Origin of the sequence: Vibrio agarivorans, from assembly GCF_030409635.1 — a bacterium.
In the GTDB taxonomy this organism is placed as follows: Bacteria; Pseudomonadota; Gammaproteobacteria; order Enterobacterales; family Vibrionaceae; genus Vibrio; species Vibrio agarivorans.
The window spans coordinates 485,573-512,263 of record NZ_JAUFQF010000004.1 but is presented as its reverse complement, the minus strand read 5'-3'; the positions used below and the strand labels follow the sequence as shown (position 1 = coordinate 512,263).

The 26,691-nt window shown below is 46.0% G+C and carries 22 protein-coding genes, 1 tRNA gene, 2 rRNA genes and 1 other RNA gene; 15 read left to right on the top strand and 11 right to left on the bottom strand.

Annotated elements, in window-relative coordinates; translation table 11 throughout:
- The first annotated feature begins 57 nt into the window (after positions 1-57).
- From rrf (QWZ05_RS10680) to rrf (QWZ05_RS10670), 3 genes are all read left to right on the top strand, one after another.
- A 5S ribosomal RNA gene (gene rrf / locus QWZ05_RS10680) occupies positions 58-174 on the top strand.
- Positions 175-270: 96 nt separating this feature from the next.
- Positions 271-346: transfer RNA gene (locus tag QWZ05_RS10675), tRNA-Thr, on the top strand.
- Positions 347-401: 55 nt separating this feature from the next.
- Positions 402-518 (top strand): 5S ribosomal RNA (rrf, locus tag QWZ05_RS10670).
- A gap of 54 nt (positions 519-572) precedes the next feature.
- Here the strand turns inward: rrf (QWZ05_RS10670) and QWZ05_RS10665 are convergent.
- The 5 genes from QWZ05_RS10665 to leuA all read right to left on the bottom strand — a co-directional run bounded on the left by QWZ05_RS10665 (position 573) and on the right by leuA (position 6,274).
- Positions 573-1,355 (bottom strand): DUF547 domain-containing protein, encoded by a 783-nt coding sequence (locus QWZ05_RS10665; RefSeq protein WP_290298343.1) that lies wholly within the window; start codon positions 1,353-1,355, stop codon positions 573-575.
- Between the two features lie 117 nt (positions 1,356-1,472).
- Positions 1,473-2,075: a 3-isopropylmalate dehydratase small subunit gene (gene leuD / locus QWZ05_RS10660; protein ID WP_290298341.1), complete on the bottom strand. Its 603-nt coding sequence runs from the start codon at positions 2,073-2,075 to the stop codon at positions 1,473-1,475.
- Between the two features lie 11 nt (positions 2,076-2,086).
- Positions 2,087-3,487, bottom strand: coding sequence for a 3-isopropylmalate dehydratase large subunit (gene leuC / locus QWZ05_RS10655; protein ID WP_264874707.1), 1,401 nt, complete (start codon positions 3,485-3,487; stop codon positions 2,087-2,089).
- Between the two features lie 80 nt (positions 3,488-3,567).
- Positions 3,568-4,659: a 3-isopropylmalate dehydrogenase gene (gene leuB / locus QWZ05_RS10650; protein ID WP_290298338.1), complete on the bottom strand. Its 1,092-nt coding sequence runs from the start codon at positions 4,657-4,659 to the stop codon at positions 3,568-3,570.
- 67 nt (positions 4,660-4,726) lie between these two features.
- Positions 4,727-6,274 carry a 2-isopropylmalate synthase gene (gene leuA / locus QWZ05_RS10645; protein WP_264874709.1) on the bottom strand — a complete coding sequence of 516 codons (1,548 nt, stop codon included), beginning with the start codon at positions 6,272-6,274 and terminating at the stop codon, positions 4,727-4,729.
- Between the two features lie 437 nt (positions 6,275-6,711).
- Here leuA and QWZ05_RS10640 point away from each other — a divergent pair, with 437 nt between their 5' ends.
- The 9 genes from QWZ05_RS10640 (at position 6,712) to ilvN (ending at position 19,640) form a co-directional block, all read left to right on the top strand.
- The gene (locus QWZ05_RS10640; protein WP_264874710.1) at positions 6,712-7,386 is read left to right on the top strand and encodes a TetR/AcrR family transcriptional regulator; all 675 of its coding nucleotides are present in this window, start codon (positions 6,712-6,714) and stop codon (positions 7,384-7,386) included.
- Positions 7,376-8,683, top strand: coding sequence for an efflux RND transporter periplasmic adaptor subunit (locus QWZ05_RS10635; RefSeq protein ID WP_290298334.1), 1,308 nt, complete (start codon positions 7,376-7,378; stop codon positions 8,681-8,683). The genes QWZ05_RS10640 and QWZ05_RS10635 overlap by 11 nt, the downstream gene beginning before the upstream one ends.
- On the top strand, positions 8,680-11,787 hold the full coding sequence (locus QWZ05_RS10630) for an efflux RND transporter permease subunit (RefSeq protein WP_290298331.1): 3,108 nt from the start codon (positions 8,680-8,682) through the stop codon (positions 11,785-11,787). The genes QWZ05_RS10635 and QWZ05_RS10630 overlap by 4 nt, the downstream gene beginning before the upstream one ends.
- A 142-nt stretch (positions 11,788-11,929) precedes the next feature.
- On the top strand, positions 11,930-12,457 hold the full coding sequence (locus QWZ05_RS10625) for a phosphatase PAP2 family protein (RefSeq protein ID WP_264874713.1): 528 nt from the start codon (positions 11,930-11,932) through the stop codon (positions 12,455-12,457).
- 3 nt (positions 12,458-12,460) lie between these two features.
- Positions 12,461-13,504 carry an MJ1255/VC2487 family glycosyltransferase gene (locus tag QWZ05_RS10620; protein WP_290298328.1) on the top strand — a complete coding sequence of 348 codons (1,044 nt, stop codon included), beginning with the start codon at positions 12,461-12,463 and terminating at the stop codon, positions 13,502-13,504.
- 363 nt (positions 13,505-13,867) lie between these two features.
- The gene (gene leuO / locus QWZ05_RS10615) at positions 13,868-14,827 is read left to right on the top strand and encodes a transcriptional regulator LeuO (RefSeq protein ID WP_264874715.1); all 960 of its coding nucleotides are present in this window, start codon (positions 13,868-13,870) and stop codon (positions 14,825-14,827) included.
- Between the two features lie 265 nt (positions 14,828-15,092).
- Positions 15,093-16,895, top strand: a complete 1,803-nt coding sequence (locus QWZ05_RS10610; RefSeq protein ID WP_290298326.1) for an AMP-dependent synthetase/ligase — start codon at positions 15,093-15,095, stop codon at positions 16,893-16,895.
- A 487-nt stretch (positions 16,896-17,382) separates the two neighbouring features.
- Complete coding sequence (locus QWZ05_RS10605; protein WP_264874718.1) at positions 17,383-19,143, top strand: acetolactate synthase 3 large subunit; 1,761 nt, start codon at positions 17,383-17,385, stop codon at positions 19,141-19,143.
- Between the two features lie 2 nt (positions 19,144-19,145).
- Positions 19,146-19,640 carry an acetolactate synthase small subunit gene (gene ilvN / locus QWZ05_RS10600; protein WP_264874719.1) on the top strand — a complete coding sequence of 165 codons (495 nt, stop codon included), beginning with the start codon at positions 19,146-19,148 and terminating at the stop codon, positions 19,638-19,640.
- A gap of 86 nt (positions 19,641-19,726) precedes the next feature.
- Here the strand turns inward: ilvN and serA are convergent, their stop codons facing one another.
- The 5 genes from serA to QWZ05_RS10575 form a co-directional block, all read right to left on the bottom strand.
- On the bottom strand, positions 19,727-20,956 hold the full coding sequence (serA, locus tag QWZ05_RS10595) for a phosphoglycerate dehydrogenase (protein ID WP_264875454.1): 1,230 nt from the start codon (positions 20,954-20,956) through the stop codon (positions 19,727-19,729).
- 260 nt (positions 20,957-21,216) lie between these two features.
- Entirely contained in the window at positions 21,217-21,873 is a 657-nt protein-coding gene (gene rpiA / locus QWZ05_RS10590) for a ribose-5-phosphate isomerase RpiA (RefSeq protein WP_264874720.1), read from the bottom strand.
- A gap of 69 nt (positions 21,874-21,942) precedes the next feature.
- Positions 21,943-22,533: a 5-formyltetrahydrofolate cyclo-ligase gene (locus QWZ05_RS10585; RefSeq protein WP_290298323.1), complete on the bottom strand. Its 591-nt coding sequence runs from the start codon at positions 22,531-22,533 to the stop codon at positions 21,943-21,945.
- Positions 22,534-22,566: 33 nt separating this feature from the next.
- Positions 22,567-22,750: non-coding RNA, 6S RNA (ssrS, locus tag QWZ05_RS10580), on the bottom strand.
- Between the two features lie 29 nt (positions 22,751-22,779).
- Entirely contained in the window at positions 22,780-23,097 is a 318-nt protein-coding gene (locus QWZ05_RS10575; protein WP_264874722.1) for a cell division protein ZapA, read from the bottom strand.
- Between the two features lie 250 nt (positions 23,098-23,347).
- Here QWZ05_RS10575 and QWZ05_RS10570 point away from each other — a divergent pair, with 250 nt between their 5' ends.
- Genes QWZ05_RS10570 through QWZ05_RS10560 form a run of 3 tightly spaced genes read left to right on the top strand, consistent with a single transcriptional unit; the run spans position 23,348 to position 26,372 of the window.
- Entirely contained in the window at positions 23,348-23,923 is a 576-nt protein-coding gene (locus tag QWZ05_RS10570) for a YecA/YgfB family protein (protein ID WP_264874723.1), read from the top strand.
- A gap of 24 nt (positions 23,924-23,947) precedes the next feature.
- Complete coding sequence (gene ubiH / locus QWZ05_RS10565; protein WP_290298320.1) at positions 23,948-25,126, top strand: 2-octaprenyl-6-methoxyphenyl hydroxylase; 1,179 nt, start codon at positions 23,948-23,950, stop codon at positions 25,124-25,126.
- Between the two features lie 13 nt (positions 25,127-25,139).
- Entirely contained in the window at positions 25,140-26,372 is a 1,233-nt protein-coding gene (locus QWZ05_RS10560) for an FAD-dependent 2-octaprenylphenol hydroxylase (protein ID WP_290298317.1), read from the top strand.
- A gap of 47 nt (positions 26,373-26,419) precedes the next feature.
- Here QWZ05_RS10560 and QWZ05_RS10555 read toward each other — a convergent pair whose 3' ends face one another.
- Positions 26,420-26,623, bottom strand: coding sequence for a DUF1107 domain-containing protein (locus QWZ05_RS10555; protein ID WP_264874726.1), 204 nt, complete (start codon positions 26,621-26,623; stop codon positions 26,420-26,422).
- Positions 26,624-26,691 lie beyond the last annotated feature (68 nt).

The window sequence follows — 26,691 nt, the reverse complement described above, 5'->3', positions numbered from 1 at the left end:
TTCCAGACTTTTTGTTTTCACTTTTTTAGAAAAAGTGAAGACGAAAAACAGAATTTGCTTGGCGACCATAGCATTGTGGACCCACCTGATTTCCATGCCGAACTCAGAAGTGAAACGCAATAGCGCCGATGGTAGTGTGGGGCTTCCCCATGTGAGAGTAGGACATCGCCAGGCTTCAAATTTATTTTCACTTTCTTAAAAGTGAAGAAAAAGTATAAATGAGCCCGTTTGATTAAGCGGGCTTTTTTAGTCCTTAAGGACACTCTTGATGCTGATATAGCTCAGGTGGTAGAGCGCATCCTTGGTAAGGATGAGGTCCCCAGTTCGAGTCTGGGTATCAGCACCATTTAAAATAGAATTTCGCATCATCTCTGCTAAGAGTTGAGCAAGCAAAGATTTTGCTTGGCGACCATAGCATTGTGGACCCACCTGATTTCCATGCCGAACTCAGAAGTGAAACGCAATAGCGCCGATGGTAGTGTGGGGCTTCCCCATGTGAGAGTAGGACATCGCCAGGTTTATATTCCGAACCCCGATCGATATGATCGGGGTTTTTCCGTTTTAGAGCTAAATTATTTACTGTCGTTCAAGCTCCAGTCATATTCGTAATTTACCTTACCGCTGTATCCTTTTAGTTCACCTTTATATTGCGCCAAGTGCTCAAACAGTTGCTGTTTTGTGCCAAAGTCGACGGCAAACCAATCATAGATCTCTGATAGGGTAAGTTTACCTTCAATCAATGACACGCCTTTACTGCTAGTAATGAACTCTTTTGCTGCCTGATCAAGAAGAGCTTGGGTGTTGTCCGCAGTAAATGCGCTAGTTTGAAGATTTGGGCAACCTAAGCTAGCGCAATTCACGGCATAGTGAGTTCTTGGATCATTCCAGATCGGGCGTAGTATCCGGTGCTCGATGTCATTGAGAGTAAGTGCTTTGTCATTGATACGGATAACGTCATCTCCCCAAGGGCCAAAGCTAAACAGACCTCCTAGCTTAGTAATAGACTTGACTGGGTAGCTATCAAGGATTAAATCGACAGTGATAGCATTATATAGATTCACCCAATAAGCGTACTGTTCTGCCCTTGAGTAATTACGTGGGTCAATACTTGAAAGCGTTCGAATATACTGCTCTAGCGCCCGCTTATCTGCATGGGAGACTGCTTTGTAGTTAACGAGATGATGCTCTCCCTCAACGACAACATACTTATCGATAAACGTCTGCCAACTTTGATGAGCGATAGTTTGTGTGCTCTCCTCATTCGATCTATCCCAGTATTGCCAAAGTTCAGATTTTGGTGCGGAAAAGGTCGCGAAAGAGATCAGAGTAGTGAGTAGAGTCAATAGTCTTAGCATGATAAGCCCTAAACGAGGTTTTGATTAATAACATAGACCTACAAAGTATTCCTTGCCTTTCATTGGATACAAAAAAGGTTGGCAATTTGCCAACCTTTTGGTGTCCGTTCTTGATATTTAACTCAAGAAGCTTGGGATTTTTGATTCATACTCGGCAATTTTGGACTCGTGTTGTAGCGTTAAGCCAATATTGTCCAATCCATTTAACAGGCAGTGGCGACGGAACTCATCAATCTCGAAAGCGTACTCTTTGCCGTTGGCACGAACTCGATTAGCTTCTAAATCCACTTCAACCTCAGCACCTTCATTTGCTTCAATGAACTGGAAGATTTCGTCTACTTCTTGCTCAGTCAATCGAACAGGCACCATTTGGTTATTGATCGAATTACCGTAGAAGATATCCGCGAAGCTTGGCGCGATCATCGCTTTAATACCATAATCTGCTAGTGCCCAAGGTGCGTGTTCACGTGATGACCCACAGCCGAAGTTTTCACGTGCGAGCAGGATTGAAGCGCCTTGGTAGCGAGGAGCATTCATCACAAACTCAGGGTTTGGCTGCTCACCAGCATCGTCAAGGAAACGCCAATCATGGAATAGGTGTTTGCCGAAGCCTAGACGAGATACTTTTTGCAAGAATTGCTTAGGAATAATGGCATCTGTATCGACATTCGCGGCATCTAGAGGGACAACTAGACCTGTGTGTTGTTTAAAACCTGACATGTACTCTCTCCTTAAGCTAACTCACGAATATCTACAAAATGACCCGCAATAGCCGCTGCTGCAGCCATTGCTGGGCTAACTAAGTGGGTACGACCATCTCGACCTTGGCGGCCTTCAAAGTTGCGGTTTGAAGTTGAGGCGCAGCGCTCTTGTGGACCTAAACGATCGTTGTTCATCGCTAAACACATTGAACAGCCTGGAAGACGCCATTCAAAACCAGCTTCTTTGAAGATAACGTCTAGACCTTCGGCTTCGGCTTGGGCTTTCACTTGTTCCGAACCCGGAACAATAAGTGCTTGAACATTGTTCGCTACTTTACGTCCCTTTGCTACCTCGGCAGCTGCTCGCATATCTTCGATACGAGAGTTGGTACATGAACCGACAAATACTTTGTCGACCTTGTAGTCTGATAGTGCTTTACCTGCCTCAAGCCCCATGTAAGCGAGAGCTTTCTCTGCAGAGGCTTTTTCTACTGGATCAGCAAAACTCTCTGGTGCAGGAATAGGTTGGTCGACTGCGATAACTTGACCTGGGTTTGTACCCCAAGTGACTTGTGGCTTGATGTCGGCTGCATTTAGAGTCACAACGGCATCAAATTGAGCGTCATCATCCGATTTCAGCGTTTTCCAGTACTCGACAGCGGCATTAAAATCATCACCTTGCGGAGAAAACTTACGACCTTTGATGTAATCGAACGTGGTTTGATCAGGTGCAATAAGGCCTGCTTTCGCACCTAGTTCGATCGCCATGTTACATACCGTCATACGGCCTTCCATCGACAGGTCGGTAATGGCTTCGCCGCAGAACTCTACAACATAGCCAGTACCGCCAGCGGCAGTCGTTTCACCAATAATGGCTAACACGATATCTTTTGCCGTAATTCCCGGTGCGACTTTACCTTTTACCTCTATCTTCATTGTTTTCGTGCGAGCTTGCTTTAGCGTCTGTGTTGCTAACACATGCTCAACTTCAGAAGTCCCGATACCAAATGCTAGAGAGCCAAAAGCGCCGTGAGTAGCAGTGTGTGAGTCGCCACAAACGATAGTCATACCCGGTAGGGTAATGCCAAGCTCTGGGCCCATGACATGAACGATGCCTTGGTATTTGTGATTTAGGTCGTACAGAGTTACGCCGAACTCTTCACAGTTTTTAGACAGCGTTTCCATCTGGATACGTGCCATCTCACCAGAAGCATTGATGTCTTTAGTTGTCGTTGAGACGTTGTGATCCATCGTGGCAAAGGTCTTGCCTACTTGGCGAACTTTGCGGCCTTTTTCACGCAGACCATCAAAAGCTTGTGGAGAGGTCACTTCGTGGACTAAGTGACGGTCGATATAAAGGATAGGGTTTTCACCCTCTGCAGCAACCGCAACGTGTGCGTCGTAAACCTTTTCGTATAGTGTTTTGCCCATTGTTATGTCCTTGGGATAAATCCATTGCTCGGGAGACTAGAGGTAAGTGCCACGCACTTACGCTCCGAGTATTATTTTTATTAAGAGTTCAGAATGTAGCTTGCGATCTTGTCACCCATTTCAGAGGTCGACAGGGCAGGGTTGTCTCCTGCTAAATCGCCAGTAAGCTCACCTGCAGCTAGCGCTTTTGATACCGCTGTTTCGATATCTTGAGCCGCTGCTTCTTCACCTAGGCTATAACGAAGCATCAATGCTGCAGAAAGAATTTGCGCTACTGGGTTTGCGATGTTTTTACCTGCGATATCTGGTGCACTTCCCCCCGCTGGCTCATAAAGACCAAACTTGCTCTCATTTAGGCTTGCTGATGGGAGCATACCCATTGAGCCGGTGATCATTGCACATTCATCAGAGATGATATCGCCGAAGATATTTGAACAAAGCATCACGTCAAATTGTGAAGGGTCTTTAATTAGCTGCATGGTTGCGTTGTCGATATACATGTGTGACAACTCAACATCTGGGTAGTCTTTAGCAATCTCTTCAACCACTTCTCGCCACAAGATAGAGCTTTGTAGAACGTTCGCTTTATCGATAGAGCACACTTTTTTGCGACGTAGACGAGCAGACTCAAAAGCAATTTTCGCGATACGTTCAATTTCAAAGCGGTGGTATACCTCTGTATCGAATGCTTTCTCGTTTGGCCCTTCTCCTTCACGTCCTTTTGGCTGACCGAAGTAGATACCACCCGTTAGCTCACGTACTACGACAATGTCAAAGCCACGACCTGAGATGTCCGCGCGCAGAGGAGAAAAAGCCTCTAAACCTGAGTGAATCTGTGCTGGGCGTAGGTTACAAAACAGCTGGAAATGCTTACGTAGTGGCAGTAATGCACCGCGTTCTGGTTGATCGTTAGGCGGAAGGTGTTCCCACTTAGGGCCGCCGACAGAGCCGAATAGAACTGCATCTGACTCTTCACAAGCTTTTACTGTTGATTCAGGAAGAGGACAACCATGATTATCAATCGCGATACCACCCACATCGTGTTGTTCTCGCTGGAACGAGACTCCGTGTTTTGTTTCAATCGCGTCTAGTACCTTGTGTGCCTGTTCCATTACTTCTGGGCCAATGCCATCACCAGGTAATACAGCAATTTTGTAAGCTTTGTCAGTCATGTTAATCCTTTAATTCTTCTGGGTATTTGCTTGAAAGGGGAGGTCGAACCTCCCAATCGAATCTTTGTTAAACCGTTGCGACTTTCTTTTGTTTGATCGCTTCAATCTTATCTGCACGGTGGATGCTATTAATAACGTGCAACAGAGCTTGGCCAGAGGCTTCTACGATATCCGTTGAAACGCCTGTGCCGTGGTATTTGCGGCCCTTATAGTTTGCAATAATATCGGCTTGGCCTAAACCATCTTCACCTTCGCCTTTCGCGGTTAAATCAAACTTATCTAACACAATGTCGTAGCCTGTGACGCGGTAGATACATTGATATAGTGCGTCGACAGGACCGTTACCGACCGCCGCTTCTGATTTCTCTTCATCTCCGCAAAGCAGTTTGATACTGGTGGTAGCCATGACACTGCCCGATTGCACACTCAAGTAGTTCAATTTAAAGAAATCGTCTTCTTCACGTAGGTTCGAGAAGTGCATTAATGCTTCTAGATCATAGTCAAACACCTGACCTTTACGGTCAGCTAGCTTTAAGAAATCAGTGTAAAGTGCGTCTAGGTTGTACTCTTCATCTTTATAACCCATCGAGTCCATGTGACTCTTCACCGCGGCGCGACCAGAGCGACTAGTAAGGTTAAGCGCTTGGTTTTTAAGTCCGATAGACTCCGGCGTCATGATCTCGTAAGTATTCTTGTTCTTAAGCATGCCATCTTGGTGAATGCCTGATGAATGACTAAAGGCGTTGGCACCGACAATCGCTTTGTTGTCTTGGATCGGCATATTGCAAAGTTGACTTACTAGCTTACTGGTGCGATGGATCTCATCGTGTTTCAGGCCAGTGTGAACCCCCAATAACTCTTGGCGGGTTTTGATGATCATCGCGATCTCTTCAAGTGAACAGTTACCTGCTCGCTCACCGATACCATTGATCGTACCTTCAACTTGGCGAGCGCCGGCTTGAACTGCGGCGATGGAGTTCGCGACAGACATGCCTAAGTCGTCGTGGCAGTGCACAGAGATGATGGCTTTATCAATGTTTGGTACGCGATTGAATAAGGTTTGAATAATGCCTCCAAACTCATTCGGTACGGTGTAGCCAACCGTGTCGGGGATGTTAATGGTATTGGCTCCAGCATCGATGGCTGCTTCTACCATGCGACACAGATTATCAATCGGAGTTCGCCCGGCATCTTCACACGAAAATTCAACGTCGTCGGTGTACTTTCGTGCGTGTTTAACGGCATTGACCCCCATTTCGATGACATCTTCGTAGCTGCGACGCAGTTTGTCTTGTACGTGGATGGTAGAAGTGGAAATAAAGGTATGGATTCGGAAAGCCTCTGCGACTTTTAGTGCTTCTGCTGCTGCATCAATGTCTTTCGCTACTGCTCGAGATAATCCACACACTCGGCTGTTTTTGATATTTTTAGCGATGGTTTGCACTGACTCAAAGTCACCCGGTGAAGAGACTGGGAAGCCAGCCTCAATAACGTCAACGCCCAAACGCTCAAGTGCGTAGGCGATCTGCAGTTTTTCTTTTACGGTCAAACTTGCTGATAACGCTTGTTCGCCATCACGCAAGGTGGTGTCGAAGATAATCACTTGATCGTTCATGAGTGCTTCCTTTTCATTTGTGCCTTTTTGGCAGAGGTTAATCGTTTTCGTCCAGCCGATAATTACAAAAAAGCCCGCATCTTAGTGCGGGCTTTAGACAAATCTTTGTGTGGTTGTCTTTCTTACACTGCTTACCCGCGCGAGTTATTCACGATAAGGAGGAGTTTAAGCAGGAGAGAAAAGCGCATAGTCATTGTTAATAAAATCCAGAGACCGTTAGGTAAACCACAAAATTAAGTTAACAAATTAGTACCGCACTCGAGCAGGCACGTCAACCCTAAAGGCCTATTTTTATTCATGTCGGATCTGTTCTCATCTCCATGATAGGTTCAAAACAGTTAATTCATCATTTGATGAATATGTGAGGAATATAGTCTCTATGTATTCAGTAGTGGACTAAGATAAAATTCATCGATTGATGAATTTTGGGTGAAACCATGACTGCGAATCGTAAAGTTGGGAGACCAACGAGCAAAACAGATGTTCGTAATCAGCTGATTTTTCAGGCTAGAGAGCTTTTTAGCGTCATGCCTTACGAGAAGGTGTCGATCCGTTTGATTGCACAAAAGGCCGCAGTAGATAGCGCGATGGTGCGATACTATTTTGGTAACAAAGAAGGTTTGTTTGAAACCATGCTGCGGGAAAGCTTGCAGCCTATGCTCGATAAGATCAGTCATTTGCTGAAGCAGGCGTCGGATAAAACGTTATATGACCTGATGCGAGCGCATTATATGAGCATGCTAAATGCCCCACGCTTTTCGCGCTTGATTAGTCAGGTGATGCACATGCCTGCTAGCGATAAATCTCGGCAGTTGGTGGAGAAGGTCTTCACTGACTCTATTAAGCCGAGCAACGATCTACTTTTCGAGCGATTGGTAGAAGAGGGGATCATTCACCCTGATCTTGACCCTGATTTGTGCCGCTTTTCATTTATCAGTTTAATGGTCTTTCCATTTATTGCACCGCCCGCAATGATGGCTTTGCACGGTTTTACACTAAATCAATCATTTATTGAGTCTCTACTTGAGCACAATATTAGGCTGTTAAAAACGGGCATGATTGTCCCTACTCATACTCCACAACACTCACAAGGAACCTGTAATGAAATTTAACCGCAAATACCTGTTTTTCCCAGCTTTAGCGGTGGGTGTTGTCATTCTGTTTTTGGCAATAAAAATGCGACCAGATCTTCCCTCTACACCCGCAGGAGACCGGGCAAGGCTAGTGGAAACACAGCGAATGGAACTTAAGCCGATAGCGCCAGAAGTAATTGGCTTTGGTCATGTTTCACCTAAAGTTGAGTGGAAAGCGATAGCTGAAGTGACGGGGAAGGTGGTCTACCGTCATCCCGAGCTAGAGAAGGGACAAATCCTTGCGGCTGGTACGGAAGTATTACGTATTGATCCTTTGGATTATGAGCTCAAGTTAGCTCAAGCACAGGCTGATCTTGCATCGAGCCAGACCTCCTTGCAAAAGATCACTCAGCAAGAGGACAACCTAAAACAGTCTCTTGCGATTGAAAAGAACCGCTTGGATATAACGCAATTAGAGCTCGAGAGAAAGCGCAATTTGCAACAGCGTGGTCTTACCTCGCAGTCTGATGTCGATCAGCAGCAACAAAATGTATTGTCACAAAAGAAGCTACTGCAAGATATTGAGAACCAGATTGCTTTACTACCCGATGAAAAACGTGTCGCACAAGCGGTGGTGAGAGTTAGTGAGTCCAAGCTTGAAGAAGCGGAACGTTCGCTATCGCGCACCAAAATCACTTTGCCACAAGCACTGCGCGTTGCGGATGTGGAAATTGAAAAAGATCAGGTGGTGAACTTACAGCAAACCATGTTTACCGCGCACGGTATTGATGTCATGGAGGTGGAAGCGCAACTTTCAATTCATGATATGCAGATAGTGATCAACAGTTTAGAGCAGTTTGAACGAAGCGCGTCGGGCATCCCTCAGAGTGAGAGTACCAATGTGCGCGCTCAAATCAGTTTGAATAGTGGCAATCTGTCTGCTCAGTGGCCAGCAAAAGTGTCGCGAGTCTCCGAGAGTGTCGATTCGGCGCAGGCGACAGTAGGTGTGATCCTTGAAGTGGAACAAGATTACTCAGTGCTGCAGCCAGGCTCCTCTCCTGCACTCACAAATGGCATGTTTGTTAAAGCCACCATTGAAGGGCAAGCCACCCCGAACTGGGTGATCCCTGAACGTGCTCTGCATGGCGATCGTGCTTATTTGATGGATGAGGAAGACCGACTGAAATTTATGCCAGTCAAGGTGCTCTATCGTCGTAATAATCAGGTGGTAGTGAGTGGTGAGTTTGAAGTTGGAGATAAACTAGTTCTTAACGATGTACTTCCTGCTATTGAGGGAATGTTGCTGCGTGAAGAAGTTGAGGAGCAAGCGCAATGATTCGCTTTTTTGCCAAACACCCAACCGCCGCTAACCTACTGATGCTAGGCCTTTTAGTGCTTGGTATCTCCTCGTTATCGAACATCAAAAGGGAGACATTTCCCGAGTTTAGTCCTCCCTACATATTAGCTGGGGTGGTTTACCCTGGAGCCTCTCCACAGGAAGTGGAGGAGAGCATTTGTGTGCGTATGGAAGATGCGGTTGATGGGCTCGCTAATATCAAAGAGACACGCTGCGAGGCCATTGAGGGCTCTGCACGATTGGTATTGAAGCTTAATGAGAAAGCCGATATTGGCCGTATGCTGGTGGATGTTCAGACGCAGATTAACTCTATTAATGACTTTCCAGCAGAAATTGAATCTCCTATCGTTCAAGAGTTGGACTGGAATGAACCCGTGGTGGATGTTGCGATTACAGCTGACACTACTTGGCCACAGCTAAAAGCCTATGCTGAAGACCTCAAGCGTACTTTGAAACTGGATTACGGGGTATCTCTGGTAGAGGTGAGTGGTTTTTCCGATCACCAATATCGTGTCGAGATCAATATTGATGCGATTCGCCAGCTTGGGTTAAGTATCAACGATATCGCTAATCAAATCGGCAAGCAAAACATCAAGTTACCAAGTGGTAATGTGGAAACACCGGATAAAAACTTTTTGATTCGATTTGACGAGCGTCGTGTTACTCCACAAGAGCTTGAGAGTATTGTTGTAGGTTCTGGAGAAAACGGGTCATTGATCCGATTGCGCGATGTCGCAACGATTACGGATCGTTTTGAGCTGGATGAGCAAAAAGTGATCTTTGATGGAAAGCCATCCGCTTTACTTAAGATCAGCAAAAACAAAGAAGATGATGCGCTTCGCATTAAGGAGCAAGTCTCGGCCTTTGTTGACGCTCAACGTGTGGTCGCGCCAGAGGGCGTGACGCTGCAAATGACCAATGATCTCTCTTCCGTTCTTTGGGATCGATTGACCATGATGGTGCGTAACGGCTGGCAAGGGATTGTGTTGGTATTTGCGACCATGTGGCTGTTCTTTAGCTTGCGCTACTCATTTTGGGTGGCGGCAGGGCTTCCGGTTGCCTTCCTTGGTGGTCTCTTTTTGATGGCTAACCTCGGTCTTTCTATTAACATCATGTCGCTCGTCGGTTTGCTGATGGCGATTGGTATCATGATGGATGATGCAATCGTTATTGCAGAGTCGATTGCGGCACACCTCGATCGGGGACAAAGCATTGATGATGCGGTGATCAACGGTGTTAAGAAAGTGATGCCTGGTGTGGTTTCATCGTTTCTGACCACAGTATGTATCTTTGGAAGCTTGTTATTTTTGCAAGGTGAAATGGGCGCGGTGCTCCGGGCAGTACCCCAAGTTTTAATCTTGGTATTGAGCTTGAGTTTGATTGAAGCCTTTTTGATCCTGCCCAATCACTTATCTCACTCGCTACACAAAGAGAAACAAGAGCGAGAGCCGGTCAAGTTCAAACGCATCGTTTTGGAGAGGTTTGAGCGCTTTCGTAACAATCAGCTGATTGCAGCAGTTGAGAAGGTGGTGACCTATCGCTACGCCTTTATGGGCGGCGTTCTTTCAATGTTATTGATCTCTATTGCTTTAATTGCTGGTGGCGTAGTTAAGTTTGTTCCGTTCCCAGAGCTCGATGGGGATATCGCAGAAGCACGAGTGATCCTGCCTCCCGGCGCCTCCCTTGCTCAAACTGAACGTGTTGTTGGTGTGATTGAGTCGGCAGCGGAGCGATTGAACCAGCGCTGGAGTGAGGAAGTTGAACAGGGACGAAACCTTATTCTGCATACCACCAGTCACTATAACTTCAACAGTGATGCCAATGAGTCAGGCCCGCATATTGCTACGGTACGTTTAGACCTTTTAGGGGCTGAGCAGCGCAATACTGTCATTGATGACTTTATCGACGCTTGGCGAGAGGAAGTTGGGGAGCTTGCTGACCCAATCTCATTGGTCTTTAAGCAGCCAACTATGGGACCAGGTGGACGCGCAATAGAGATTAGAGCTAAGCATGATGACTTGGAAGAACTTAAAGCCGCATCGATTGATATTCAGCAATATCTCAACCAATTCGACGGCGTACATGGCGTACTCGATGACATGCGTATGGGTAAGGAAGAAGTGCTGGTGAAACTGCGCCCTGGAGCAGAAAGCTTTGGTGTTGACGGTCAAATGATTGCGAGCCAATTGCGCGCTGCATTCTTTGGTCAAACCGCTGATGAGATACAGCTCGGTGTGGAGAACATCAAGATTGAAGTACGCTTAGATAAGATTGAAGCGGGAGACTTACAGCAACTTGCTAACTTCCCAATCATCATGGCCAATGGGAGTCAAATTCCACTAGCTACAGTAGCAACACTTGATTTTCAACGTAATTACGTACGAATTCAACGTATTGATGGATTGCGAACCGTCAGTGTGTTCGGTGATATAGATAACTCAAAGGCCAGTTCATCGGAGATCATTCGCCAGTTCCAGCGTGATGAAGCGCCAATATTGTTGGCCAAGTATCCAGGCCTGCGTTTTGACTTCGAAGGTGAAGCGAAAGATGCTGCCGAAACAGGCGCATCCATGGGTAAAGGTTTTTTACTTGGGTTATTTGGCGTATTTACCATATTGAGCTTTCAGTTCCGCAGCTATTTAGAGCCTTTTGTGGTCATGCTCGCGATACCGTTAGCCTTTATCGGTGTTGTTACGGGCCACTGGTTGCTGGGGCACTCTTTGAGTATGCCAAGTATGATGGGCTTTGTTTCTTTGGCGGGGATTGTCGTCAATGACTCCATCTTGCTGGTGCAGTATATTCGTCATCACGTTAATGATGGGGATTCCGTTCATGATGCAGTTGTAAAGGCCAGTCGAGAGCGCTTTAGAGCAGTATTCATTACCTCAATGACAACCGCTGCAGGTCTGTTGCCTCTTCTCACAGAAACCAGCCTGCAGGCACAGGTAATTCAGCCACTGGTCATTTCGATTGTGTTTGGCATTTTTGCTTCTACGGTATTGGTTCTCTTTATGATACCGGCTGCCTACTCAATATTGGCTGACTTCGGCATGGTGCGAAAGCATGAAGAGCTTGAGCACTAGATAGCCAAAATCACAGCCTGTGAGCTTTCTTCACAGGCTGTTTAACTTTCACCCGTTATACAACAAAACTTAACGGTTTCGTCATCTTTGCTGATTAACGTATTCCTTGTTAGGGCTGTGCGCTCAATACAAGGAGTCTGTTATGCGCGTTATGAATCCCATTGCTAGATTTGATCTGGCTTTCTCTCTCTTCTGTTTACAGCACCGTTTCAATCACCAGGTCGCTTGCATGAGTAGAGCGGTTTCGCATACTGGCGATGGTCACTTATATGCTGTCATCGCTTTAGTTGCCTATTTGCTTGACGATACGCTGGGCAAAGCTTTCGTCCTGTGCGGGCTATTGGCTTTCCTTATTGAGCTACCTATTTACTGGACTTTAAAAAACAGTTTTAAGCGCAGGCGTCCTCAGGAGTTCTCTGAGCAGCTCGTCTCTTTTATCACACCCTCTGACCGTTATAGCTTGCCTTCTGGACATACTGCGGCGGGTTTCTTAATGGCGACGGTTATTAGCCACTATTACCCACCCCTCGCCCCCGTCGCTTTCGTTTGGGCTGGGCTTATTGGTTTATCAAGAATTCTATTGGGTGTGCACTTTGTTACTGATGTGGTGATAGGCGTGTTGCTGGGTGTCGGTTGCGCTGAAATAGCGATTAATGCAGTTGGAGTTTGATGGATGCGAATTCTATATGGTGTACAAGGAACGGGTAATGGCCATATTGCTCGTGCAAGAGCGATGTCTCGAGCATTGAAAAAGCAGAATGTCGATGTTGATTTCCTGTTTTCAGGTCGTGAGCAAGATAAGTATTTTTCGATGTCAGACTTTGGCGACTATCAAACACGCAAAGGCGTGAGCTTTGTGTCAAAGCAGGGGGCGGTTGACCACTTCGAAACAGTGAAACGCAACGATTTGAAGCAGCTTTGGGCCGATATTAATGAACTTAATGTTGAGCAGTACGATTTGGTGCTGAATGACTTTGAGCCCATCTCCGCTTGGGCGGCGAAAAAGGCCAAGATCCCTTGTTTAAGTATTAGTCACCAAAATGCGTTTCGTTACGAAGTGCCGGTGCGTGGGGCTAACTTGATTGATAAGTCGCTCATTCGCTATTTTGCACCTGCCGATCACCATCTAGCACTGCATTGGTATCACTTCGATCAGCCGATACTACCGCCTATTATTCAGTCAGAGAGCGATACGGTTGAGTCACAAGGCTACGTGCTGGTCTATCTGCCCTTTGAAGGTTTCGAAGAGATTGTCGACCTGCTTGTACGATTTAGTCACCAAGAGTTTGTTTGCTTTCACCCTGAGGTAAAAGAAGATATGGATATCGAAAACATCCGCTGTCGACCACTGAGCTTTGAAAATTTTCAGCAGTCACTGCATCGCTGTAATGGTGTTATCGCCAATGGTGGCTTTGAGCTTCCTTCTGAAGCGCTTTCCCTCGGAAAAAAACTGCTGCTTAAACCGTTGAATGGTCAGTTTGAACAGTTGAGTAATGTAGCAACCTTAGAAATGTTGGGGTTGGCAAGCAGCATGGAGCGATTGGACTCAATGATTGTTAGTCAATGGTTAGATGAACAAGCAGCAGAAAAGGTCTGTTATCCTGATGTTGCCGATGCCATCGCTGGTTGGATATGTGAGGGTAATCTAGCCGATCACTCCGCACTTCAAGATGGGCTCTGGTCACAAGTTGACTTCCCTGAATATGCAACAATATAACTACTCTTGATGGTGTTAAAGTCAATGCATTTATTAGGTGTATAGTTGAAAGAAAAATCGTGAAATGACACTTATATTAGTGAGGTTAATCACAGCGAGTAAGCTTCTTATACTGTAAAAAGACGTGAAAATTTATCTTTTATAGTTCTTTATGTGACAACTAAGATTATGAATTAAAAAAGCTTTCAATTGTAGTGGGTAAAATTAACTGATTAGTTATCAATCTTGTTTTACAGCGCAAATTGATTCGTAGATAGTACCAATCAGCCCAGAAATATCTGGGACATAAATATAACAACTACAGCTTATCTATCGCGAATAATTCAAATAATTAATGTTGTGTCATACAACAAGAGGCAGACAATGTTAGACAAACAAGAATCAGTTAGTGCGATCACTAGCTATCGCATGGAGAGCACTCTCAGAGGTGTGGATCTAAATCTTCTGACCGTATTCAACGCAGTTATGCAAGAACAGAACATCACCCGAGCGGCACACAATTTAGGCATGTCACAACCAGCGGTGAGTAACGCCGTAGCACGTCTAAAAGTGATGTTCAATGACGAGCTGTTTATCCGTCAAGGACGTGGTATTCAGCCAACTCAACGAGCACGCCAGCTTTTTGGCCCTATTCGTCAAGCATTACAGTTGATTCGTAATGAGTTGCCGAACTCAATATTCTCGCCAGAGACATCGACACGTTTATTTAAATTGGCCATCTGTAGCCCAAATGATATGCGTTTCGGACCGCACATCATGTCTCGCGTGACAGAGAAAGCGCCTTACGCTCATCTTCACATTGACGCTGAGTTTGATAGCCGTCTTGCAGAGCGCTTACGCCTACAAGAGCTTGATTTTGTCATTGATTACAATCGCCTTGATGGTGAAGGCTTTTCAAGCACAGAAGTTTTCCGTGATGAACTCGTGGTGGTAGCATCAAAGCAGCACTCTCGCATTAACGGCACGGTAACGCGTGAGCAATTGACAACTGAGCGCCATGCTAAGCTTTCTCAGTTACATGGCCACCAGAGCTTCTCTGCTCAGGCTTATCAGTCAATTGACGCAATGGCTTACTATGAAGGCACTAGTCTGAGCAATGTACTTTATGTTGTTGGTCAGTCAGAGTTGATTACCGTTGCTCCTCGTTGGTTGGTTGAGAACGCAGCCAATCGTGATCAGCTACAAATACTCAACTTCCCGTTTGAACACAAAGCGATTGCCGCTTACCTAAGCTGGCATGAGTCGAGTGAAAAAGACAAAGGTCACTTGTGGCTGCGTGACCAGTTGATGGTCGCGTGCGGTGATGTTGTTTCAATCCGCTGATTAATTCACCTCAGTTTTAGACAAAACCCGATCAAATGGTCGGTTTTTTTGTGTCTGTAGGAAAAAACAACACAAATTTAATCGCATGAGATGGACAAAAAATGCGCTTGTTAATCAAACTATTAATGGGTAAAAAAACATCAACCTTGTTGCGATCTCACAGAAAATTACAAATAACCCTGGGGTCGGAGTTGTCTTTTAATCGCGCAAATGTACACTTGTTCGCTGAATTATAGCTTACATGTGTAAGCCTAAGGTGAGCGCAATGGCCAATATTGATTTTCATATCGTAAAATGTATTCGTAACCGAATTGCTCAGGGTAGTGATAAAGCTGCTCTCAAGCATAAAGTAGGCACTGCTTGGAAAAGTATTTCATGGCAGCAATTTGGTGAGCAAGTAGATGCTATCTCTCTTGCTTTATTGGCTCAAGGACTGAGAATTCAGGATAAGATTGGTATCTTCTCCAACAATATGCCGCAATGGACGCTGGCAGACATAGCCGCACTGCAACTTCGTGCGGTGACGGTTCCTATTTATCCAACTAATACCGCGGCACAAGCGGCTTACATTATCGACAATGCAGATGTGCGTGTGCTGTTTGTTGGTGAGCAAGAGCAATATGACGCAGCGGTTAGCATCTTTGATGAGTGTGAGCAGCTAGAGCTTATTGTCGCGATGTCGGATGAGGTTGAGCTTGGTGAGTTCCCTCATGCTGTGCATTGGCAGGCTTTTGCTGCCGCTGATAATCAAGTGCACCAAGCAGAGTTTGAACAGCGCCTTGCCGATGCCAATATGGATGATCTATTGACGCTGATCTACACCTCTGGCACGACAGGCCAACCTAAAGGTGTGATGCTTGACTACAGCAACATCGGTTCTCAGCTTAAAGGCCACGATGAGCGTTTGAGCCTGTCATCAGATGATGTATCAATGGCATTCTTACCTTTGTCACACGTGTTTGAGCGCGCTTGGACTTTCTACGTGCTGTATAAAGGTGCGACCAACTGTTACCTAAAAGACACCATGCAGGTGCGTGAAGCTTTAGGTGAGGTTCGCCCAACAGTCATGTGTGCCGTGCCTCGTTTTTACGAGAAAATCTTCTCTGCCATTCATGAGAAGGTGTCTAAAGCGCCATTTATTCGCAAGGTTCTCTTTACTTGGGCTGTCAACATGGGCGCCAAGGTAGCAGCATGCCATCAAGAGGGGCGTAAGCCTTCAATCGTGCTTAAACGAGCTCATGCGCTTGCCGACAAATTGGTATTAAGCAAAATTCGTGAACTGCTGGGTGGCCGTATCAACTTTATGCCTTGTGGTGGCGCTAAGCTGGATGAAACCATTGGCCGCTTCTTCCACGCACTTGGCATCAACGTCAAGCTAGGCTACGGGATGACCGAGACTACGGCGACAGTTTCTTGTTGGGATGATCGTGCTTTTAATCCAGACTCTATTGGTATGTCTATGCCTGGTGCTCAGGTGAAGATTGGCGACAACAATGAAATTCTTGTTCGTGGTCCAATGGTGATGCGCGGTTACTACAAAATGCCTGAAGAGACAGCGAAAACATTTGATGAAAATGGTTTTCTAAAAACAGGCGATGCGGGTCATATTGATGAACATGGCAACGTATTCATTACTGACCGTATTAAAGAGTTAATGAAAACCTCAAACGGCAAGTATATTGCTCCTCAGGTTGTTGAGGGAGCGATTGGTAAGGATCACTTTATCGAACAGATCGCAGTTATCGCTGATACGCGTAAGTTTGTCTCTGCATTGATTGTTCCATGCTTTGATAGTTTGGAAGAGTACGCAAAAGAGTTAAACATTGCGTATAAAGACCGTGTTGAGCTAGTAAAGAACCATCAAGTGGTTGAAATGCTAGAAAAACGTGTAGAAGAACTGCAAAAAGAGCTCGCAAAGTTTGAACAAGTGAAGAAATTCAAACTACTGCCAAAAGCTTTCTCTATGGAGCATGGTGAGCTAACGCCAACGCAAAAACTTCGTCGCAAGGTGATTAATGACAAATACCAAGACGAAATTGAAGAAATGTACACAGATAAGCGCAACTAATGGCTTAAATTGAAAAGTTAATTTTCAAACTGTTTAAATTATCCCCAGAATGCAGACTGCTTTCTGGGGATTTTTTTGTCGTGATAGTTCTGCCTTACTCTTGTCCGGCGGAGGAGGTTATGGGTTTGCTGTTTAAAGTGCGCTTATTTTAGGTCTAAATAGGTTGTGTAAAAAGATGGATATGGAGTGATCTATCGGTTTTCGACTAATTTTGGTCGCACTCCCTGATATTTATCTTCAGTTGGGTGAATAATACCAGTTGCTATCAATTTTGCAGAGGAAGTGAATGGTTTGTGAGCAAGTTAGTGTTAGTAATATTGCAAAGAAAAGGTTACATTTGTTGGGTAACTTGAATGCTTGTTATGACAAGCTCAAGGCATAGCCAAACATCTGTTTTTAATAATTAGGCTACAAATAAGACCTAGACTATGTAAAACCAGACCAAATGTGCACCTACTCTATTTGGGATACTGGTAAGGAGACCTATATGACGGAGAAGTCAAACAGCGACATCGCATCTGCGGAACTACCGCAACTTTCCGGTGCGGAGATGGTCGTGCAATCACTCATCGAAGAGGGCGTACCACAAATTTTCGGATATCCTGGCGGTTCTGTTCTCGATATCTACGATGCCCTTCACGCCAAGACGGATCACATCAAACACGTATTAGTTCGCCACGAGCAAGCTGCAACTCATATGGCTGATGGTTATGCTCGCGCTACGGGTAAGCCAGGCGTCGTTCTTGTCTGCTCAGGACCGGGAGCAACCAATACCATTACAGGTATCGCTACGGCTTATATGGACTCAATTCCAATGATTGTCATTTCTGGCAATGTACCAAACAATCTGATTGGTAATGATGCGTTCCAAGAGTGTGACATTGTGGGTGTTTCACGACCAGTGGTGAAGCACAGCTTCTTAGTCAAGCGTGCTGAAGACATTCCTGAAACCATCAAGAAAGCGTTTTATATCGCGAACACAGGCCGACCTGGCCCGGTTGTGATTGATCTGCCTAAAGATGTGATGAATCCGCAGATCAAGTTTCCTTACCAATATCCAGAATCAATCAAAATGCGCTCTTATAACCCAACCACAGTGGGTCATAAGGGCCAGATTAAAAAAGCCCTCAAAGCACTTTTAGAGGCGAAGAAGCCGGTGCTATATGTCGGTGGTGGCGCGATTATCTCAGAGGCTCACGAGTACATTACCGAGCTTTCTAATGCGCTTAACTTACCCGTTGTCAGTACGTTGATGGGATTGGGCGCTTTCCCTGGGACACATAAAAATGCCCTTGGTATGCTGGGGATGCATGGTACCTACGAAGCCAATATGGCGATGCACAATGCAGATTTGATCTTTGGTATCGGTGTTCGATTTGACGATCGCACCACCAACAATCTCGAAAAATACTGCCCAGACGCCAAAATAATGCATATCGATATTGATCCATCATCGATCTCTAAGAACGTGAAAGTCGATTTGCCGATCGTAGGTTCAGCCGACAAGATCTTGTCGACGATGGTTAGCTTATTGAACGAAAAAGAGCAGTCGAACGATCAAGCTGCGATCGATAGCTGGTGGACGAATATCGCCAAGTGGCGTGAGCGTCAGTGTCTCTCGTATGATACGACCACTGAGCGCATTAAGCCGCAGCAAGTTATTGAGACTCTGCACAAGTTGACGAATGGTGATGCTTATGTGGCCTCAGATGTGGGTCAGCATCAGATGTTTGCCGCACTCTATTACCCATTTAACCAACCTCGCCGCTGGATCAACTCTGGGGGTCTTGGCACCATGGGCTTTGGCCTACCTGCTGGGATGGGGGTGAAGTTTGCTATGCCAGAAGAAGAAGTGGTTGTGGTCACTGGCGATGGCAGTATTCAGATGAATATTCAGGAACTATCGACGGCGATGCAGTACGACATTCCAGTAAAAATCATCAACCTTAACAACCGTTTCTTGGGAATGGTTAAGCAGTGGCAAGATATTATCTATCAAGGCCGTCACTCTAACTCTTACATGGACTCCGTGCCTGATTTTGCCGCGATTGCTGAAGCGTATGGTCACGTGGGTATCCGTATAGCCTCTCCTGATGAGCTTGAGTCGGGCTTGCAAAAAGCGCTCGATATGAAAGATCGTCTTGTGTTCGTAGACATCAATGTGGATGAAACTGAACACGTTTACCCAATGCAAATTAAGGGTGAAGGGATGAATAACATGTGGCTAAGCAAGACGGAGAGAACGTAATTATGAGACATATCATTTCACTACTACTGGAAAACCAGCCAGGGGCACTGTCTCGCGTTGTTGGTCTGTTCTCTCAGCGTGGCTATAACATCGAGTCTTTGACGGTATCGCCAACGGATGATGAGACATTATCGCGTTTAAACATTACCACACTCTCTAATGAGATGGAGCTTGAGCAGATCCAAAAGCAATTGCACAAGCTGATTGATGTATTGAAAGTACAAGAAGTGTCAGAGCTTGAGCATATTGAGCGTGAGTTGATGATGGTAAAAGTAAAAGCCTCTGGTTTTGCACGTGCTGAAGTGAAACGCACCGCTGATATTTTCCGAGGGCAAATTGTTGATGTGACGGCTGCGCAATACACCGTTCAGCTGACAGGCACGAGTGAAAAGCTAGATGCGTTTATCGATGCTATCTCTGAAGTCACAGAGGTGATTGAGGTTGCTCGAAGCGGTGTGGTCGGTATTGCACGAGGTGAGAGGGCACTCAAGGCGTAAACTCACTACGACATAGAAGAGATAAAGGACAAGAGGCCACTTCATTGAAGTGGCCTCTTAATTTGTCTAATTATAAGATAACGTGATTAGTGCAGGATACGTGCACGCAGCGTACCTTCGATACCTTTTAATTTGGCTAGAGCTTCTGCTGAACGGCTGGTTTCTACATCAATAACCACGTAACCGATATCTGCTGCAGTTTGTAGGTACTGTGCAGCGATATTGATGCCTTCTTCGGCAAAGATGGTATTAATTTGCGTCAAGATGCCAGGGCGGTTTTTGTGGATATGCAGCAGGCGAGAACACTCACGGTGCTCTGGCAGTGACACTTCAGGGAAGTTGACGCTTGAAAGCGTTGAGCCGTTGTCTGAGTATTTCGCGAGCTTGCCTGCGACTTCTACCCCGATGTTTTCTTGTGCTTCTTGTGTTGAGCCACCGACGTGAGGAGTCAGAATGACATTATCAAACTGCTGTAATGGTGACTCGAATGGATCAGCATTGGTTTTAGGCTCTGTTGGGAACACATCGACTGCAGCTCCGGCAAGATGACCAGACTCGAGTGAGGCACAAAGAGCAGGGATATCGACAACGGTTCCGCGTGCCGCGTTGATAAAGATAGCGCCTGGCTTCATCAATTCAAATTGCTCTGCGCCCATCATGTCTTTTGTTTCTGGCGTTTCAGGTACATGCAAAGAGATAACATCACACTTGTTGAGTAGCTCAGTCATGGTGTGGACTTGCGTGGCATTACCTAGAGAGAGCTTGTTTTCAATATCGTAGTAGTAAACACGCATTCCCAAGTTTTCAGCGATGATCCCCAGCTGTGTGCCGATATGTCCATAACCAATGATACCTAAGCGTTTACCACGAGCTTCAAATGAGTGATCAGCGCTCTTTTTCCAGATACCACGGTGGGCAAGCGCATTCTTTTCAGGAATGCCACGAAGTAGCAGTAGAATTTGACCTAGGACTAATTCAGCGACACTACGTGTGTTTGAGAACGGTGCATTGAATACTGGAATCCCGCGACTAGCTGCTGCATTTAAGTCAACTTGGTTAGTACCAATACAGAAACAACCAATGGCAACAAGCTTTTCTGCAGCGTTGATCACCTGCTCAGATAAGTTAGTGCGTGATCGAATACCGATAAAGTGAGCATCTTTCACTTTTTCGAGTAGTTCATCTTCTGGAAGTGAGCCCTTGTGGTATTCAATATTGCTATAGCCAGCGGCTTGAAGAACTTCTACTGAAGAAGGGTGCAATCCCTCAAGAAGTAGAATCTTGATCTTTTCTTTTTCCAGTGAAACTTTGGCCATCATTCTCGTCCTTAAAATGGTAAAGGTGGGGCGCACAGACAAAAAACTCATTAAAGGGGAGAAATAAGCTTTTTTGACGAACGCAAGCTCGTCCTTGTGCGTCATCTGGTTAATAAACTATCAGAAATTTTTCTCAAAGGGTAAGAAAATTACGGAATAAGGCATAATTATTCGCCTATAAAAAGCAAAAAACGGCGCCGTAGGGCACCGTTTGGTAATCAAGTAACAAAAACAGCGATTAGCTCGCCACTTTTCATAGTTTACTCTTCGATTTTTGCACCTTCAGGCGTGCCTGTGATAACCACATCGGCACCGCGCGCCGCGAATAGGCCGACAGTCACAACACCAACAATCGCATTGATGGTGATCTCAAGCGCTTTAGGATCTGTGATTTTTAGGTCATGGACATCAAGAATGTCACAGCCGTTGTCTGTCACAACACCTTCACGGTAAACCGGGTTGCCGCCGAGCTTTTTCAGTTCGCGAGCCACTTGCTCACGTGCCATTGGAATCACTTCTACTGGTAGCGGGAACTTACCTAGTACATCAACCGCCTTTGTATCATCAACGATACAAACGAACTTGTCAGAGATCGCAGCAACGATCTTTTCACGCGTTAGGGCTGCGCCACCACCTTTGATCATGTCACGTGATGCATTAATTTCATCAGCGCCGTCTACATAAACGTTGAGTTTCTCAACATCATTACAGTCGAACACTGGGATACCAAGTGCTTCAAGTTTCTCTGTTGAAGCAACAGAACTTGATACTGCACCTTTAATCTCATCCTTGATTGTGCCTAGAGCATCGATGAAGTGGTTAACGGTAGAGCCTGTACCAACACCAACAATTCCGCCTTTCTCTACGTAGTTCAATGCAGCCCAGCCAGCGGCTTTTTTCATTTCATCTTGAGTCATGCTCATCTCCAGGTTTGAGGGTAAAAATACGACACGCAATCGATTGGGTCGGATTATAACGAGATTAATTTAAGATTCCCATTGCCAAAGGCGACTTGGGGTCACGATTTTTTCCAGAGGAATATCCCAGCTTTCGCTGGGCAGTGAGTCGACCTTCTGGCAGTCATGAGCAAGGCCAATCGCTTTTGGTGCATTGACGCTGTTTTGGAAAGGAGCCAGTGTTCGGTCATAGTAGCCCCCACCCATGCCTAAACGTTGCCCATTTTGATCAAAAGCCACTAGGGGGGTGAAGATGATATCGAGATCAGCAACAGGGATAATCGCGTCTTTTTTGAGTCTAGGCTCAATGATGCCGTAGCGGTTATAACACAGCTCTGAATCGGGCTTGTAAGCTAGAAACAGCAGATGGCCTTTAGAAAATGGGTGAATCACGGGTAGATAGACGTGCTTACCGCAGTGCCAAAGCGCTTCGATGAGTGGTTGAGTATCGAGTTCGCCATCGGTCGCGAGGTACAGAGCAATATTTTGAGCACAAGGCGTGTCTTCTAAAGAATTGACCTGATTGATTAAATCAATACTGGCTTGGTATTGGGCATTGCTCGTGAGTGCATTGCGAGCTTGTCGAATGTACTGACGGATTAGCTGGCGACTTGAAGTCATAAACTACCCTTCAATTGAAGATGGGTATCGAGAGGATACCCCAGAGTGCCGTTGGGGAAGGGGGCCCTTAAACCAGCTGGTTTAAGGCGGATCAGCAATGTTAACCGTAGGCTTCTCGGTACGAGCCGAGCTTGCTCAATAGTTATCAAGTACTAACCCTTGGGTATTGCTTATCGGCTCAGGGACGTCAACCCGCTGACGCACACTCCAGGGTAAATTGTACGAACCTGCTAATGCAGCTTCGTTTTATTCGCCGTGTTGCGTTCCTTGCTTCACTTTATTTAACGCACTATCTATTGATCCGGTCAACTCTTCAAGCTTTTTCGTGACTGAATCGAGACTTTGTTTGGCTTCACCATCTTTGCTGTGCAGTTCATAGCAAATGTTAAGTGCCGTAAAAGTAAGAAGTTGTACTTCATTGGTAATCTTAGTCTTAGAGCTCATCTCTTTCAGACGCTCGTCCAAGTCTTGCGCTGCTTTCGCTAGAGACTCTTCTTCTCCAGCTGGGCAACTCACTCGGGTTCGTTTACCTAAAATCTCTACTTCTACCGCTTGGCTACTCATGATGACCTAACTCGTTTCGCGCTGTATGGCCCCCTACCTTGGGTGACCGAGGTGAAAACTATAGGAAAACCGATAGTAAGATTCAAGCTTTTCCGGCCCTTAGTATGTCAAAGCTTAAGCAAGTAAACACTTCTGGGATAGATCTTCATCATATTGCCTATCTACTAGCCAATATAAATTCTGCACCTTTTTGGTTTCTGGCGGAAATGGTAGGATTAAAGCTTCTATTCTTACGGCATTAGGTCTCACCATGACAACCAATTCACTTCCTTCTTATTTTGATGCAGCACAATCACTTCAACAATCTGCGCTAGCGGTATCACCTGCAGAGATGCATGGCTTACTTGTGGGAATGATCAGTGGTGGCATTAATGTGGATGATCAAAGCTGGCAGGGTGTACTGTATGACTACACCAATGAAGGCATGGGGTGGCCCCAGACTGCTATTGGTTTAGCGCAAGGTTGCTTTGATTTGAGCAAGCAAGAGCTGATGGGGAGCGGTATGGAGATGACTCTCTTTTTGCCGGAAGATGAGCAAGCGACACTGATGGAAGTGGCAGATTCTCTTGCAGAGTGGGTGAATCATTTTATCTCTGGCTTAGGTCTAGTGAGTGCAAACATTAAGAAGTTACCCAACGATGCCAAAGAAGCTTTAGGTGATCTTGAAGAGATTGCAAAGCTGGGTATCGATGAAGATGATGACCTAGAAGAGCAGGCACTTTTGCTCGAACAGGTGATTGAACACGTAAAAGCGTGTGTATTGACGATTCATGCCGAGCTTGGTCAAAAACCAAAAAGTGATGAACCAAAACCGACCATCCATTAATCGAGACTGACAGGGAAGAAGCGCGTGAAGCAGTACGATGTGATTATTTCTGGCGGGGCGATGGCAGGCGCAACGTTGGCTCTAGCATTAGATCAAAAAACATCTGGTGCACTGTCGATTGCCGTTGTTGAAGCTTATAAAACCGATCATGCCCAACACCCAGGCTTTGATGCCAGAGCCATCGCACTCTCTCACGGCACAGTAGAGATCCTCAAGCAGTTTGAGTTGTGGGAAGACATTCAAGGTGTAGCGACAGCGATTGAGCATATTCATGTTTCCGATCGTGGCCATGCTGGAATGACGGAGATCGCTTGTGACGATCTTGCGGTTAGTGCATTGGGTTATGTGGTTGAGCTCGCTGATGTGGGACGTATTTATGACCAGCGTATTCAAGCCAATGACAATATCGACCTGCTGTGTCCCGACTCTATCGTTGACCTACGACGATTTGAAGACCGTGTCGAAGTCAAACTCAACTCGCAAAAAGCGTTGTCGGCCAAGTTAATTGTGGCAGCGGATGGCGCATTTTCTCCATGTTGTGACGCAATAAACTTACCTCAAGAGCAGACAGACTTTGAGCAGGTGGCCGTTATTGCGAATGTGATATGCCAAGAAGCACATCAAGGGCGAGCATTTGAAAGATTTACCGCCACTGGGCCTGTCGCTTTGTTACCAATGAGTGATGATCGCATGTCTTTGGTGTGGTGTTTACCCCCCGATGAGGCTGATGAGGTGTTAAAGCTACCTGACAGTGAATTTCTCCATCGTCTACAATCGAGTTTTGGCTGGCGATTGGGGGCGATCACCGCAGCGGGTGAGCGTTCGAGTTATCCGCTTATTTTACGCTATCGTCCACAGATTATTTCACATCGCTTTGCGGTTGTCGGCAATGCAGCACAGGCGCTTCATCCGATTGCAGGTCAAGGCTTTAATCTAGGGATTCGTGACGTTGCAAGCTTGGTAGAAGAGCTCGCGCATCAGGTAGCCGACCTCGGTCAATATCGAGGGCTTTCACGCTATCAAGCTCGCAGACGTGAAGATCGAACAGCAACTATCGAGCTGACTTCTAGCTTAGTAAGACTATTTTCAAATGATTGGTGGCCGACACGGCTCGGGCGCAACGCAGGACTGTTTTGTGCTGATGTTTTGCCACCGCCAAAGCAGCCTCTATTGAATCGAACACTCGGTTTAGTTAAGCGCTAATTAAGGAATTATTATGATGCAAAGTGTTGATATCGCAATTATTGGCGGTGGAATGGTTGGCCTGACGCTTGCAGCCGCTTTAAAAAATACGGATCTACGTATCGCCATCATTGAAGGGCAGGAGCCTAGCAATAGTTTTGCCGAACTGCCTGACCTGCGTGTTTCAGCGTTGAGTCGCTCTAGTGAACATATTTTACAGCGTGTGGGTGCTTGGCAGGGCATTACCTCTCGTCGCCTTGCTCCTTATTCGGCAATGGAAGTGTGGGAGCGAGATAGCTTTGCGCGCATTGAGTTTAATGCGAAGCATCTAGCGCAGCCTGACCTCGGCCATATCGTAGAAAACCGTGTGGTGCAGTTGTCGTTATTGGAACAAGTGAAGCAACAAGCTAACGTTGTTCTATTCATGCCGAATCGCTGTCAAAACTTAGCGATGAGTGAGCGTGAAGCCTGGCTAACCCTTGATAGTGGAGAGTCGCTGACAGCTAAACTCGTTGTTGGCGCTGATGGTGCGAACTCATGGGTGCGAAAGCAGCTTGATATTCCTCTTACCAGTTGGGATTACGGACATAGCGCGATCGTTGCAAATATCCGAACGACAGAGCCGCATAATAAAGTCGCTCGACAAGTTTTTACTCCGCAAGGGCCTCTGGCGTTTTTACCTCTTGAAGACGACAACTTGTGTTCGATAGTGTGGTCTATTGACCCGAGTCGCGCGGAGCAGCTGGTGGCGATGAGCGATGATGAGTTCAATAAAGTGCTTACGGTGCAGTTTGATAACAAGCTTGGAGTCTGTAAAGTGGAAGGTGAGCGAGCTGCTTTTCCACTGAAGATGCGTTACGCGCGTGATTTTGTGCGTGAGCGAGTGGCGCTGGTGGGCGATGCGGCCCACACAATTCATCCTTTAGCAGGACAAGGCGTTAATCTAGGTTTATTAGATGCCGCTAGCTTAGCTCAAGAGATCACTCAGATCTGGCAACAGGGTAAAGATATTGGCAGTCAGCAGCAGTTGCGTGGTTATGAGCGCTGGCGTAAGGCTGAAGCCGCCAAGATGATTGCTGCCATGCAGGGCTTTAAGGATCTGTTTAGTGGTGATAGCCCAGCGAAAAAGCTTGTGCGTGGTTTAGGAATGCAGTTCATCGGTCATTTGCCTGGGGCAAAAGATGAAATAATGAAGCGAGCACTTGGATTAAAAGGCGAACTGCCTGATTTAGCACGTCCTCACTATCAGTCGACCCCGAGCAAGTAGTGAAGAATGAAAAAAGGAGACAACCCTGTCTCCTTTTTTATATTCGTTTAGTAAGCGAGTTTTAGTTTCATCACTTCGCTGTTGATCTCTTTTACCGCTCTATAATGTCTTTGCTCTGCATGTTCGGGAATAACCAGCTTTCCGTTATCGAACTCAAACTTGCCAATGCCGTTAATATAAATTCTTCCTTTGAATAATCGAGTTACATGTTTCGCTATTAAGCCTGGAATATAGCGTTTGAACAGTCTCATTTATGCACTTTCCTTCTTTGCGTTTACGGTGAGGATTATAATTAACTCCTCTCCAAAAAAGTGTGATT